At 65.6% G+C, this 14,055-nt stretch carries 12 protein-coding genes; 9 read left to right on the top strand and 3 right to left on the bottom strand.

Features of this window, described 5'->3' with window-relative positions:
• Positions 1-20: 20 nt before the first annotated feature.
• Both FJ956_RS28810 and FJ956_RS28805 read right to left on the bottom strand, forming a co-directional pair.
• The gene (locus FJ956_RS28810; protein ID WP_140684578.1) at positions 21-1,184 is read right to left on the bottom strand and encodes a glycoside hydrolase family 25 protein; all 1,164 of its coding nucleotides are present in this window, start codon (positions 1,182-1,184) and stop codon (positions 21-23) included.
• Between the two features lie 66 nt (positions 1,185-1,250).
• A complete protein-coding gene (locus FJ956_RS28805) occupies positions 1,251-2,432 on the bottom strand; it encodes an SGNH/GDSL hydrolase family protein (protein ID WP_181170397.1) in 1,182 nt (393 codons plus the stop codon).
• A 329-nt stretch (positions 2,433-2,761) separates the two neighbouring features.
• Here FJ956_RS28805 and FJ956_RS28800 point away from each other — a divergent pair, with 329 nt between their 5' ends.
• The 9 genes from FJ956_RS28800 (at position 2,762) to FJ956_RS28760 (ending at position 13,626) form a co-directional block, all read left to right on the top strand.
• Positions 2,762-3,868: a sugar ABC transporter substrate-binding protein gene (locus tag FJ956_RS28800; protein ID WP_140684580.1), complete on the top strand. Its 1,107-nt coding sequence runs from the start codon at positions 2,762-2,764 to the stop codon at positions 3,866-3,868.
• A gap of 67 nt (positions 3,869-3,935) precedes the next feature.
• On the top strand, positions 3,936-5,495 hold the full coding sequence (locus FJ956_RS28795) for a sugar ABC transporter ATP-binding protein (RefSeq protein ID WP_140684581.1): 1,560 nt from the start codon (positions 3,936-3,938) through the stop codon (positions 5,493-5,495).
• Positions 5,496-5,511: 16 nt separating this feature from the next.
• Entirely contained in the window at positions 5,512-6,462 is a 951-nt protein-coding gene (locus FJ956_RS28790; protein ID WP_140684582.1) for an ABC transporter permease, read from the top strand.
• Between the two features lie 239 nt (positions 6,463-6,701).
• The gene (locus tag FJ956_RS28785; protein WP_140684583.1) at positions 6,702-7,586 is read left to right on the top strand and encodes an AraC family transcriptional regulator; all 885 of its coding nucleotides are present in this window, start codon (positions 6,702-6,704) and stop codon (positions 7,584-7,586) included.
• Between the two features lie 318 nt (positions 7,587-7,904).
• Entirely contained in the window at positions 7,905-8,987 is a 1,083-nt protein-coding gene (locus FJ956_RS28780) for a sugar ABC transporter substrate-binding protein (protein WP_140684584.1), read from the top strand.
• Positions 8,988-9,054: 67 nt separating this feature from the next.
• Positions 9,055-9,891: an ATP-binding cassette domain-containing protein gene (locus tag FJ956_RS28775; RefSeq protein ID WP_140684585.1), complete on the top strand. Its 837-nt coding sequence runs from the start codon at positions 9,055-9,057 to the stop codon at positions 9,889-9,891.
• Positions 9,888-11,141 (top strand): sugar ABC transporter permease, encoded by a 1,254-nt coding sequence (locus FJ956_RS28770; protein ID WP_140684586.1) that lies wholly within the window; start codon positions 9,888-9,890, stop codon positions 11,139-11,141. The genes FJ956_RS28775 and FJ956_RS28770 overlap by 4 nt, the downstream gene beginning before the upstream one ends.
• 24 nt (positions 11,142-11,165) lie before the next feature.
• The gene (locus FJ956_RS28765) at positions 11,166-11,894 is read left to right on the top strand and encodes an SDR family oxidoreductase (RefSeq protein WP_140684587.1); all 729 of its coding nucleotides are present in this window, start codon (positions 11,166-11,168) and stop codon (positions 11,892-11,894) included.
• A 124-nt stretch (positions 11,895-12,018) separates the two neighbouring features.
• A complete protein-coding gene (locus FJ956_RS28760; protein WP_140684588.1) occupies positions 12,019-13,626 on the top strand; it encodes an FGGY-family carbohydrate kinase in 1,608 nt (535 codons plus the stop codon).
• Between the two features lie 8 nt (positions 13,627-13,634).
• On the opposite strand, the gene FJ956_RS28755 is transcribed toward FJ956_RS28760, so the two are convergent.
• On the bottom strand, positions 13,635-13,871 hold the full coding sequence (locus tag FJ956_RS28755; protein ID WP_140684589.1) for a hypothetical protein: 237 nt from the start codon (positions 13,869-13,871) through the stop codon (positions 13,635-13,637).
• Between the last annotated feature and the right edge of the window lie 184 nt (positions 13,872-14,055).

Genomic DNA, 14,055 nt, shown 5'->3' with positions numbered 1-14,055 from the left:
AAGTCAGCTCTTGGAAGAAGTCAGCGCTTGGGGGCGTCGAGCGCCGTCGAGGCGGTGCTGACCGGATCGGCGGCAGCGGCGAAGGCCGCGTCGATCTGGTCGGGCGTGCGCTGTCCGGAGCGTTGCCAGGCGACATATTGCGCGATGCCGAAGCCGGCGCGCCGCGGCACCGTCTTCACCACCGGCATGCGGAATCCGTCGCGGAATTTCTCCCAGCGCGCGCCGAGCACCGCCACCATTTCCTCGACGGTCGGCGGCGTCGCCACGTCGGCATAGGTGATCGTCACCTTGCCGGCGAGCGCCGCTTCGCGCGACAGCGGCACCGGGATCGAGGCAAGGTAGTCGGCCGGCACGTCGAGCAGGCCGCCAAAGGCCCATTGCCGGCGCAGTTCGTCGGCGCTCATCGGCGCGACGCTGACATCGATGTCGTTGGGTGTGCCGGGTACGCGATAGGGGCAGCGAAAACGCCCGCAATTGGTGTGCGCGGAGAATTGCCAGAGCGCGTAGCCCTGCCAGTTGCCCATCGGGAAATGCACGTCGATATCCGGCTTGTAGCGCGCATACCACAGCGGCAGCCGCGACAGCAGCCGATACTGGTAGCGGTTGTCGGCGATGTACTGGGCGGTCTTGCCGTTGACATAGAGCACCGGAAAGCGGCCGAGGCGGCGGTGCACCTGGCGCACGAATTCCTCCGCGTCCTCCAGCGACATCCATTGCGTGGGGTCGATGCCTTCGATGTCGAGGGCCATCAGCTCGTCGGGCGCCGGCTCTGCGAAATCGATGAAATTATTGGCCTGCTCGACCGGGTTGCCGGGCCGCGCCAGGTGATAGGCGCCCCATTTCAGGCCGAGCGCCTTGGCCACCACCTTGCGCGTCTGGAACAATTCGCGCGTCACCGCATAGCGTTTCCATTGCGCCTTGCAGAGTTTGACGTCGGCCTCGGGCCCGAAGCAGAAGTAAGGCGGCGGCAGCCCGTCGGATGCCTTGTTGATGAAGCCGGCGATGCGCTTGTCGGTGACGAGCTGCTGCCAGTCGATCGAATTGTATTCGTAGGCGTCGATGACCAGCGGACGGTCGGCATTCTTCCACGGCTCGGAGAAATCCGAGGCCTGTGCCGCCGTGCCCAGCGCAATCGCCGCCGCGAGAAGCGCCAGGCGGCGAAGAGGGCGCGCCGGCTTTTGCAATCAGGGTGTCCCCACTGACCAGACAACGATCCTGAACCGCCATGGTTAAGGAATTGCTTCGGTCGCCTATGTCGTCGGCGGGCCGAAAAGATCGAGATCGAAGAGACTGGCCATCGCCTTGTAGCCGGCATCGGACGGGTGCAGCCCGTCACCGCAGTCGAACTCGGCGCGAATACGCGAGCCGTCTTGCGGGTCGGCCACCGCCCGGTCGAAATCGATGATGGCATCGGCGGGACTGGAGGCCCTTATCCAATCGTTGACGGCGCGGCGCATCCGTTCTTTCTCGGGCGAGTGGAACGTGCGCAGGGCCTCGCCCGCGAACGCGCCGGCGAAGGGCGTGAGCGTGCCCTGGATGACCTTGATGCCGCGCATGTGGGCGCGCGCGATCAGTTGCCGGTAGCTGCCGACCAGATCCTCCAACGAGACGGTCTCGGCCGGCCCGGCCAGCATCGTTCCCGGCCAGCCGATGTCGTTGATGCCTTCCAGAAGCACCATGTGGCCGATATTGGGCAGGCCGAGCACATCGCGGTCGAGGCGGGCGAGCGCGCTCGCGCCGCGCGCTCGGTTCGCGGTCACCCGGTTGCCGCCGATGCCATGGTTGAGAACGCCCAGACGGTCGAGCAATCCCGCCGCCGAAAGCCGCTCGGCCAGGCGATCCGGCCATCTGGCGTTTGCACCTACCGTCGATCCGAATCCATCGGTTATGGAATCACCGAAGCAGACGATCGAGCGGCTGTCCACCTCGCAGCCGACAAGGACCGTGGTGAGGAAATAGCGGCTGGTGGACGTCTGCTGCAAGGGCATGCGCTCCGCGTCGACGAACTCGCCGTAGTCGGAAATGTAGGCGGTCTGCTGGGCCTCGAAGTGATAGGTCTGGATGGGCGCGAAACCACTGAAATACAGGCTGATGGCAAGATCGCCGAGATCGCCGGCCTCCAGCTCGACCGGGTCGCTCAAAAGCGGCGCGCCGGGCAGGATCCTGCCTGCCCGCGAGCCGCCGAAAGTCAACCGGCGCAAACTCCCGCCCTCGATGCTGCCGCCGTCGGCGGCCCTGGCGATGGATGCCGCGCCGATGTCGATCGGGTCGCTGCCAAGCTCGTTCGAAAGCCGCACACAAAAGCGCGTGCCGCCCTTGCTGATGCGCACGACCTGCCTGACCGTCTGGTTGTGGAAGCCGTAAAGAACGGCATCGCCCGGCCAGACATTCATCGGGCTGGCGGCCCACGTTCCCACCCAATGTCCGGTCATCCCGTCGCCTCCTCGTGGATCGAGCAGCGGCAACGCTAGCAACGCGCGGTTGGCTTCACCACCAGAAATCCGATGCCTGCCTGGTACTTTCTTGCTCTCGCGGCTTGCCTCTGCATCCATCGCAGGACCGCCGTCGCAGTCGCGCTCGAAGCACAAGAAAGTATCGGTCATGCGTCAGGGGCGTGGTGGCATCGCCATTTTCGCTTGATTAGCCTTTCCGTCGTTGCAGCCGGCAGTGGAGGAGCCTTTGCCGGTCAGCGAGTGGTTTCGCGGGCTCGCGTGTGTCGCACCCGCGACCGGTCAATTGCCTTTGGGAAGGGAGGATAACCATGCCGAACATCATGAATTTCAGACTGAACCGCCGCGCTTTGCTTGCAAGCGCCGCGGCGAGCGCCGCCGCTGGCGTTATGGCACGAAGCGGTTCCGCCGAGGCGCAGGAGCTCTCCAAGGTGGTGGCCTGGGAAACGCCCTATCTCGGCTTCTTCTTTTTCGTCGTCCTTCAAGAGGCCTTGAAGCGGAAAGCCGAAAGCCTGGGACTGCAATTCGTCGGCAAGGACGCGAACGGCGATTCCAACGCGCAGGTGAACGACTGGAACAGCCTGCTGCTGCAGAAGCCGCGCTACCTTATCTCGGACGCGCTGGATTCCGAACTGCTCATCCCACTGACGAAGAAGGCCAAGTCTCTCGGCGTTCCGGTCGGCATGGTCGACACGCCGCTCACCGGCGGCACCGTTGCCGCTTCGGTTACCTTCGACAATCGTCAGTCGGGCGTGATGGCGGCTGAAAAGACGGCCGAGCTCCTGACCAAGAAATATGGTTCGCCCAAGGGCAGCGTTCTGAACAATTACGGCTCGCTGACGGCTGTCGCCCTGCGCAACCGCAAGGAGGGTTTCGAGGAGACCTTGCAGTCCAAATACAAGGACATCGAGATCATCTCGCGACCCCAGAACAACCAGCATGAAGAGGCGCTGGCCGTCGTCTCCGCCACGCTGCGCGAGCGCCCCGACCTCGACGCCATCCACATGCCCACCGACATCTTCGTCGTCGATGCCCGCAAGGCCATGGAGACGCAGAAGCGGCTCTTCCCGGTCGGTCATGAGAAACACATCATCCTGACCAGCATCGACGCCTCGCCCAATGCGCTGGAATGGGTGAAGGCCGGCGAGATCGATGCCGACATCGCGCAGGACCCCATCGCCTATGTCGAGATCGTCGTCGACCTGTTGGAACAGTACACGCTCAAGGGCCAACCGGTGCCGACCGGCCCCTATGAGAACAAGAAGTATTTCTGGGAGAAGGGCACGATCGCCGACAGCCCCTCCGGGCCGCTCCTGACCATACCGCCCTACTTCCTGACCAAGGAGAACGCCGACGACCCGCGCCACTGGGCCAACGTCGTCACCAAGGTCTGGAAGATGGAACAGAACGCCGGCTGAGAACCGGCCGGGGAGGGCGCGCGCTGTCGGCCGCGCCCTCGCTGGACCTGGATGGGGGAGCCGACCGATGAGGCAGTCAGATCGCGATGCGGTTGAGGACCCACGCCGGGAAGGCGAGGGGCCGTTTGCACCTGCGCCGACCGGCAGGCCCGTGCTCGTCGTCGACAACGTCTTCAAGGCGTACGGACCGATCCCTGTGCTCGACGGTGTATCGCTGTCGGTAGGCAAGGGCGCGATCCACGGCCTGCTCGGCAAGAACGGCGCCGGCAAATCGACGCTGTCAAACGTTGTCGCCGGCTTCACGCGTGCCGATGCCGGCGATGTCCTACTCGACGGCGAGGATGTCTCGTCGCTGACGCTCACCGCGCGCAAGAAGCGCGGACTGCACCTGCTGTCGCAGCATTCCGAGATTTTCGAAGACCTGTCGATCGGCGAGAACCTGCTTTTGCCGAACCTGCCGCGGCGCCATGGCCTTGTCGACTGGGCCGCGCTGCACCGGCAGGCCGGCCTCCTCCTGGAAAGTCACGCCATGCACGCCTCCTCGCGGCGGCGCGCCGGCGATCTCAACGCCAGCGATCGCAGGCGGCTCGCCATCATCAGGGCGGTGGCGGGCGATACGAAGCTGATCATCCTCGATGAGCCGACGGCGGGACTCGCGGCGCGCGAGCGCCAGCATCTCATGGAATGGATCGAAGCGCTGACCGCCAGGGGCACATCCTTCGTCTACATCTCGCACCACAATGACGAGGTCCGGCAGCTCTGCAGCGAATACACGGTGCTGCGCGACGGCAAGGTCGCCGCAAGCGGCGGCGCCGGGTCGCTGTCGGCCGATGGCATGGCGCGGCTGATCACCGGCAGCGACGTGAAGGAATTCCGTCGCGTGGGCGCGGCGGCGCCAAAGCCTCCCGTCGTCCAGATCGCTGGTCTGTGCTTTCCGGGGGGCGGCCCGATCGACCTCACCATTGGCCGCGGCGAGATCGTCGGGCTGGTCGGACTGCTTGGCGAGGGGCCGCAGGAACTGCTGCGTGCGCTCGGCGGCCTGCTGCCGGCGACGTGCGGCCAAGTCCTTGTCGACGGCCGCCCGGCGCGGATCGGTTCTCCAGCCCACAGCCTCGACACCGGCATCGCCTATCTGACGCATGACCGTATCGGCGAAGGGCATGTCGCCTCGATGTCCATCGCGGAAAACCTCAGTCTCGGCAACTGGCCTCGCCAGGCCGGATGGGCGATCAGCCGTTCAGGGATGCTCGACCGCGTGCGCCGGGCGCGCGCGGCAATGGACGTCGTGATGGACGGGCCTGATCAGGAAATCCGCAGACTCAGCGGCGGCAACCAGCAGAAGATCCTGCTCGGCCGCCTGCTGGAGCGAACGCCGGCGATCCTGCTGCTCGACGAACCGACTATCGGCGTCGACGTGGCGGCGAAGGAACACATCCATCGCCTCATCGATGACGCCACCAAACGCGGCGTCGCGGTCCTGCTGATCGCGCAGGACCCCGACGAGATGCAGCGGCTGGTCGACCGCGTGATCGTCTTTTCCAAGGGCCGCATCGAACGCTCGCTTTCGGCCGAAGGCCTGACGGTCGACGCCATCGCCGACGCCAAGTCCCTGAGAGAAAAACCATGACAGGACGCAGGACGACATGAACGGCAGGAAATTCCTTCTCGACAATGTGGTGTGGATCCTGATCATCGTCTTCAGTCTCCTTGCCGGCGTCCTCAATCCGTTCTTCCTGTCGGAAGGCAACCTGCAGAACGTGCTGGTGCAGGCCACCACGCTGGGCGTGCTGGTGCTGGCCGTGTCCTTCACGCTGCTGATTGGCGAAATCGATCTGTCGGTCGTCGGCAATCTCGTCTTTTCCGGCATGATCGGCGCCTATGCCATGCAGGAATACGGCGCGCACTGGACCGTCGCCGTCGCGGTGACCGTGTTGACGGGCACGCTCATCGGCGCTGTCAACGGCTATTTCGTCTCCTACATGCGGATGAACTCGCTCATCGCCACCCTGGCCATGGGCCTGTTCCTGCAGGGCGCGGTGCTCGGCGCCACGCAGGCCCGCACGCTGGTCATAGCCGATGAAGGATACGCCTACATCGGCAGCGCGACGATCGGCACATGGCCGATCATGCCGGTCGCGCTGTTCGTTATCTATCTGGCAGCCCACGTCGTGCTTGCCTATTCGGCCTGGGGCCGCAATCTCTACGCCACCGGCGGCAACAGGCGGGCCGCGCACGCGGCTGGCATCAACGTGCGGCGCGCTCGGCTCGGCGCTTTCGCCGCGTCGGGCTTCCTTGCCGGTCTCGCCGGCTTCCTCTACGCGTCCTATCTCGGCGGCGTGAGCGTCACGGTGGGCAGCACGACCTTGCTCTACGCGGTCGCGGCTCCCGTCATCGGCGGCGTATCCCTGCTTGGCGGGCGCGGACGGGTGCTCGGCATGCTCGGCGGCACGCTCCTCATCACGGTCATCCAGACCGGGCTGCAGCTGATCAACGTGTCCGCCTATTACATTCAGATGATCGGCGGCGCGATGATCCTGCTGGCGATTGCCGTCGACGCTTTCCGGGTGCGTGGCGAGGAGCAGGGATCGGTCTGAGTGCGGGTGTTTCTCGGTGCGCGCCGCGCACCGCATCCGTCGCTGCTTTTGTTCGTGAGCCGTTCTCCACCTGCTCCAAAACGACAAAAAAGTATCGGTCGGGTGGACAAGCCGTGGTGGCAGGCGCTTCAATTGCCGCCTAAGCTTTCAATCAGGGCGGCCAGTGGGAATACGCGGGTCCGCCCAACGAAGCGCAGCAACCGGTCACAAGACCGGACCCGCGCGGGGAGGAAACGAAGATGAATCCGGACCTGGAAGTCGTCCAGATCAGACAGGGAGAGTCGTTCAAGGCCTGGGCCCACGGCTATCCTTTCCGCACTGTGCGCTGGCACTTCCATCCTGAATATGAGCTGCATCTGGTCGTCGCCACCACCGGCCGCTATTTCGTCGGCGACTTCATCGGCGAGTTCGAGCTGGGCAATCTGGTGCTCACCGGGCCCAATTTGCCGCACAATTGGGTCAGCGACGTGCCGCCGGGCGAGACCGTGCCGCTGCGCGGCCGTGTCGTGCAGTTCTCGGAAGAATTCATCGCCGAGGCTTCCGCAGCACTTCCCGAGCTTGCCGCCTGCGCCGGCATCCTCGAAACCAGCCGCCGCGGCGCGCTGTTCTCGCCGGCGACGGCCGAGCTTGCGGCGCCCTTGCTGGCGGAGCTGACCGAGGCGCAGGGCGTGCGCCGCCTGTCGCTGTTCATGGCCGTGCTCGATATCTTGAACCGCGCCGGCGACGTCCGTACGCTGGCCAGTGCCGGCTATCTCCCTGATCCCTCCGGCTTCATGTCGGCCGGCATCAATCAGGCGCTCGCTTACATCAATTGCCACCTGACCGAACCCTTCAGCGAAGGGACGCTCGCCGAGATCGCCGGGCGCAGCCCGAGCGCCTTCTCGCGCAGCTTCCGCCGGCACACCGGAATGGCGCTGGTGCAGTATGTCAACCGCCTGCGCATCAACCTTGCCTGCCAGCTGCTGATGAGCGAGGACCAGATGTCGATCACCGAAATCTGCTACGCCGCCGGCTACAACAACATCTCGAATTTCAACCGTCAGTTCCTGGGGCAGAAAGGCATGTCGCCTTCGCGCTTCAGGGCCTTGTTGGCTGAGAATATCAACGCGGAGATAGCCGCCTAACAGGGAGGAAGCGGGAGGAGCCTAGAGCAATTGCGAAGCGGTTGTACGCGGCGAGCTTGCCGTAGCCTCCGTCCGCAATTGGTCAAACAATAAGAGATTCAGGGAAGGAAGGACGCGGGGTGCGGAGCACCCTGTGCTGGAGATCGTTTGTTTCGAATCCAGCACGTTCAGGAGGATGCTTGTAGAGTTTACCGGGATCGGATTGATCCCCGGCCGCTGACAATACTCCTCCCAACAGTTCGACATGCAGTCAAGGCCTGGCGCGTGGTCCACCGCGCAGATCCTCGTGAAACCATTTCTCGAAACGGAGACATTCGAATGACCAGACATGCTTGGAAATCGCCGTTTGCTTTTAAATCGACGATCGCGGCCGTTTTCGCGGTCTCGCTGCTCGGCAGCACCGCGGCCTTCGCCGGCACGGTAACCGACGCTACGGTTGCCTTCCTGATGCCCGACCAGGCATCGACCCGCTATGAGCAGCACGACTATCCCGGCTTCGTCGCCGAGATGAAGAAGCTCTGCCCGGGCTGCAAGGTGATCTACCAGAACGCCGATGCCGATGCGGCGCGCCAGCAGCAGCAGTTCAATTCGGTGATCTCGCAGGGCGCCAAGGCCATCGTGCTCGATCCCGTGGATTCGACCGCCGCCGCCTCGCTGGTCAAGCTTGCGCAGAGCCAGGGCGTCAAGGTCATCGCCTATGACCGGCCGATCCCGACTGCGCCCGCCGATTTCTACGTGTCCTTCAACAATGAAGGCATCGGCAAGGCCATTGCCGACTCGCTGGTCGAGCATCTGAAAGCCCTCAAGGTCGATCCGGCCGGCGGCGGCCTGCTGCAGATCAACGGCTCGCCGACCGACGCCGCCGCGGGCCTGATCAAAAAGGGCATCCACGAGGGCCTCGACAACAGCGGCTATCCGATCCTGGCCGAGTTCGACACGCCGGAATGGGCGCCGCCGAAGGCCCAGCAATGGGCAAGCGGCCAGGTCACGCGCTTTGGAGCCAAGATCCTCGGCGTCGTTGCCGCCAATGACGGCACCGGCGGCGGCGCGATCGCCGCCTTCAAGGCGGCCGGCGTGGATCCGGTTCCGCCGGTGACCGGCAATGACGCGACCATCGCGGCCTTGCAGCTGATCATCGCCGGCGACCAGTACAACACCATCTCCAAGCCGAGCGAGATCGTCGCCGCGGCCGCGGCCAACGTTGCGGTCAAGCTGTTGTCGGGCGAGACGCCGAAGGCCGAGATGACGCTTTACGACACGCCCTCGCAGCTCTTCACGCCGGCGGTGGTGACGCAGGAGAACCTCAAGGCCGAGATCATCGACAAGAAGATCAACACGGCCGCCGAGCTGTGCGTCGACCGCTATGCCGAGGGTTGCAAGAAGCTCGGCATCACCAACTGATCATATGGCATCCGGCCGCCACTCGGCGGCCGGATGTCCAACGAACGACAGTCACGAAAGGCGGCGTATGAGTGAGAGTCCCGAAAGGTCGGCTTCCATCGGCGAGCTGGTGCTCAGCCTGCGCGGCATATCGAAGAATTTCGGCGCCGTTTCGGCGCTGACCGATATCGATTTCGACGTCCATGCCGGCGAGGTGGTCGCTTTGGTCGGCGACAACGGCGCCGGAAAGTCGACGCTGGTCAAGATCCTCGCGGGCGTGCATCAGCCGAGCTCGGGAACGATCGATTTCCGCGGCAGGGCGGTGACGCTGCCCGACCCGCGCGCGGCGCTGACGCTTGGCATCGCAACCGTGTTCCAGGACCTTGCGCTCTGCGAGAACCTCGACGTCGTCGCCAACATTTTCCTGGGCAACGAGCTCAGCCCGCTGCGGCTGGACGAGGTGGCGATGGAGATGCGGGCCTGGACGCTGCTCAACGAATTGTCGGCGCGCATTCCGAGCGTGCGCGAGGCGGTCGCCTCGCTGTCCGGCGGCCAGCGCCAGACGGTCGCCATCGCGCGCTCGTTGCTGCTCGAACCGAAACTCATCCTGCTCGACGAGCCGACCGCGGCGCTTGGCGTTGCCCAGACGGCGGAGGTGCTCAACCTTATCGACCGCGTCCGCGCGCGCGGCCTCGGCGTCGTGATGATCAGCCACAACATGGAGGATGTCCGCGCCGTCGCCGACCGTATCGTGGTGCTCAGGCTGGGGCGCAACAACGGCGTCTTCGAACCGGACGCCTCGAACCAGGACCTGGTGAGCGCCATCACCGGCGCGTCCAACAACGCGGTGTCTCGGCGCGCCGAGCGGCTGCGCATGGAGCGCGATCACAGCGGCAACGCACAGGCGGGGGAGCAGCGCCCATGACGGCAGAGAAAAGCACCTCCGCTCCACTGGCGCTCGACCGCGCCGATGCGCGGGTGAAGCATGAGGCAGGCCTTAGTGGAGCGGTCCGCGCCTTCCTCGACCGCGTGCGCAGCGGCGATCTCGGCTCGCTGCCGGTCATCGTCGGCCTCGTCGTCATCTGGACCGTGTTCACCAGCCTCAACCCCGTCTTCGTTTCCAGCAGCAATCTGGTCAATCTGCTGTTCGACTGCTCGACGGTCGGCGTCATCGCGCTCGGCATCGTCTGCGTGCTGATGGTCGGCGAGATCGACCTTTCCGTCGGCTCGATCAGCGGCTTCGCCTCGGCGATGGTCGGCACGCTCTGGGTCAATCAGGGATGGCCGGTCGCGCTCGCCATCATTGCGGCGCTCGCCTTCGGCGCCCTGATCGGCTCGCTCTATGCCCTTTTGTTCAACCGTCTGGGCATGCCGAGCTTCGTTTCGACGCTCGCCGGCCTGCTCGCGGTGCTGGGCATGCAGCTCTACATCCTCGGCTCGACCGGCTCGATCAACCTGCCATACGGTTCCGCCCTGGTGGATTTCGGCCAGCTGATGGTGATGCCGAAATGGGTCTCGCACACGCTTGCCGCGATCCCGGGCCTGGCGCTGCTGATCTCCGGGCTTCGCACCTTCGCGCGTCGCCGCGCGGCCAACCTGTCGGCGCCGTCCGTGACCGGGCTCATCCTGCGCGTCGTCATCATAACCGTCGGCCTCGAGCTGATCGTCGCCTATCTCAACCAGTCGCGCGGCATCCCGTGGATGTTCGGGCTGTTCGTCGGCCTCGTCGTGGCGATGAACTATGCGCTCACCCGGACCAAGTGGGGGCGTTCGATGACCGCCGTCGGCGGCAACCGCGAGGCGGCGCGGCGCGCCGGCATCAAGGTGCGCGCCATCTATCTCAGCGCCTTCGCGCTGTGCTCGCTCTTCGCCGCGCTGGGCGGCGTGCTGGCCGCCGCGCGGCTCGCTTCCGCCAGCCAGCAGGCCGGCACCGGCGACGTCAACCTGAACGCCATCGCGGCCGCGGTCATCGGCGGCACCAGCCTGTTTGGCGGCCGCGGCAGCGCCTATTCCGCGCTGCTCGGCATCATCGTCATCCAGTCGATCGCCAGCGGCCTGACGCTGCTCGATCTGTCCTCGTCGCTTCGCTACATGATCACCGGTGCCGTTCTGGCCATCGCCGTGATCGTCGACTCCCTCGCGCGCCGCTCCCGTGCCTCGCACGGCCGCGCCTGAACAGTTCAAACGAGAAGGGTACACATGGCTCAGAATCTTTCGGGAAAAGTCGCCGCGGTCACCGGCGCGGCATCGGGCATCGGCCTCGAATGCGCCAGGGCGATGCTTGCCGCCGGCGCCCGCGTCGTGCTGGTCGACCGCGCGGAGGACAGGCTGAAGGAGGTGGTCGCCGAGCTCGGCGACGGCGCGATCCCGCTGGTGGTCGACCTCACCAGCCCCGCCAGCGTTGCGACCATGATGCCCGGCATCCTCGACAAGGCCGGCCAGCTCGACATCTTCCACGCCAATGCCGGCTCCTATGTGGGCGGCGAGATCCTCAACGGCGATCCGGATGCCTGGGACCGCATGCTGAACCTCAACATCAACTCGGTGTTCCGCTCGGTGCACGCCGTGCTGCCGCACATGGTCGAACGCAAGACCGGCGACATTATCGTCACCAGTTCCATCGCCGGCCTCGTCCCCGTGGTCTGGGAGCCGGTCTACACAGCCTCCAAGCACGCCATCCAGGCGTTCGTCCATACGCTGCGCCGGCAGGTCGCCAAGCACGGCCTGCGCGTTGGTGCCGTGGCTCCCGGCCCGGTGGTGACGGCGCTGATCAGCGACTGGCCGAAGCAGAAGCTCGAGGACGAGCTGGCGGCCGGTGGCCTGATGCAGCCCACCGAGGTCGCGGATGCCGTCCTGTTCATGCTCACGCGCCCGAGAAACGTCACCATTCGGGATCTGGTGATCCTGCCGCAGAGCAATGATCTGTGAGGGAAGAAGGGAGTAGGGGAGTAGGGGAGTAGGGGAAGGACCTTTGCTCTTGCGACCGACCGCTCACGACTGACAATCTTCCTACTCCCCTACTCCCCTACTCCCCTACCTCTTGAGGTTCCCCATGCCTTCCCACTTCCTCGGCATCGATGTCGGCACCGGCAGCGCGCGCGCCGGCGTCTTTGACGAGCATGGCGAGCTCCTTGCTTCCGCCAAGCGCGACATTGCCCTCTTCGTCGATCCCGGCGAGATCGCCGAGCAGTCGAGCCGCGACATCTGGCAGGCGGTGTGCGCCAGCGTGCGCGAGGCGGTCGGGAAGTCGGGCGTCGATCCCCGGGACATCGGCGGCATCGGCTTCGACGCGACCTGTTCCCTGGTGGTGGTCGGCGACGACGGCGAGGGCCTGCCGGTGGGCCGTTCGGGAGACAGCGACAGGGACATCATCGTCTGGATGGATCATCGCGCCCTCGACCAGACCAGGCGCATCAATGCGCTGCGGCATCCGGTCCTCGACTATGTCGGCGGCGTCATCTCGCCGGAGATGGAGACGCCGAAGCTTTTGTGGCTGAAGGAGAACCTGCCCGCGACCTTTGCCCAAGCGAGGCATTTCTTCGACCTCGCCGATTACCTGACCTGGCGCGCCACCGGCAGCCTTGCCCGTTCGGTCTGCACGCTCGCCTGCAAATGGACCTATCTCGGCCACGAGCGGCGCTGGGACGACAGCTATTTCCATGCCGTGGGGCTTGGCGAGCTTGCCGATGAAGGTTTTGCCCGTATCGGCACCGACGTGGTCGATCCCGGCACGGCGGTGGGTGGCGGCCTGACGCAGGCGGCCGCGGCCGAACTGGGACTGGTTGCGGGCACAATCGTGGCCGCCGGGCTGATCGATGCCCATGCCGGCGGCGTCGGCACCGTGGGGGCCGCGGGCGAAGCCGGTACCATCGCCTCACGCATGGCCTATGTGCTCGGCACCTCGGCCTGCACCATGGCAAGCAGCGAAGGTCCGGCCTTCGTGCCGGGCGTATGGGGGCCTTACTATTCCGCCATGGTGCCCGGGCTCTGGCTGAGCGAAGGCGGCCAGTCGGCGGCTGGCGCGGCCATCGATCTGCTGGTGCATTTCCACCCGGCCGAGGCCGAGGCCTCCGCGCGCGCCGCTACGGAAGGCAAATCGCTGGTCGATTGGCTGGCCGCGGCCGCCACGGCGGCTTCCGCCGATCTGTCGGCTGCTGCCACGCTCGCGGGAAGCATCCATGTCGTGCCCGAATTCCTCGGCAATCGTTCGCCCTTGGCCGATCCGGATGCGCGCGGCCTGATCGCCGGGCTCGGCACGGACCGTTCCGTCGGAAGTCTCGTCGGCCTCTACGTGGCCGGGCTTTGCGGCCTCGGCTACGGCGTGCGCCAGATCGTGGCTGCGATGGCGTCATCCGGTCTGGCGGTGGACACCATCGTCATCAGCGGTGGCGCCGGGCAGTCGCCGCTGGTACGCCAGCTGCTTGCCGACGCCGCCGGCTTGCCGGTCGCCGCCTCGCAGTCGCCCGAACCGGTGTTGCTGGGCGCCGCGATGCTCGGAGCGGTGGCATCCGGCCATTACCCTGAGCTGTCCAGCGCCATGCCTGCCATGTCCCGGCTTGGTGATGTTTTCAGGCCGGCGACGGGCGATATCCGCGCATGGCACGACCGGCGCTATGAGGCCTTCCTGGCGATGCAGGCGGTGGGTCGCAGCATACGCTGAGGGATCGATCAGCGCCTAAACAGCGACGGGACTTCGAACGGATCGGGCGCCGGCTCCTGCGGCAACGTGCCTTCCGTCTCGCGCTTCTTGTGATGCGCGAGCGAGCATTGCGGCGAGCACAAGATGCCGCGATCGGTCCAGTAGGCGGGCCCTTCCTCGAGCATGCCGTGATAGTAGCTGAAGCCCGGTGCCCGGTAGGGCAGCCCGCATTCGATGCAACGATAGGCGTCGGGTCTGGCAAGCATGGGGTGTTCCGGTTCGCTTTGGCCTGCAATCGGCGGATCATACCAGCCGGGTGCAATTCGTCGTAGACATTTTGAGCGGCAATTGCAGCCTGGAAAACTGGCCTTGGCCTTCGCGATTTCGTCATTCTATGGCGGAGCAAGGAGCGAAGCGACGCGGCGCAGACCATAGAATCCATTCCGTGAC

The organism is Mesorhizobium sp. B2-4-3, assembly GCF_006442815.1.
Classification (GTDB): Bacteria; Pseudomonadota; Alphaproteobacteria; order Rhizobiales; family Rhizobiaceae; genus Mesorhizobium.
This window is presented reverse-complemented; position numbering and strand designations above follow the sequence as displayed.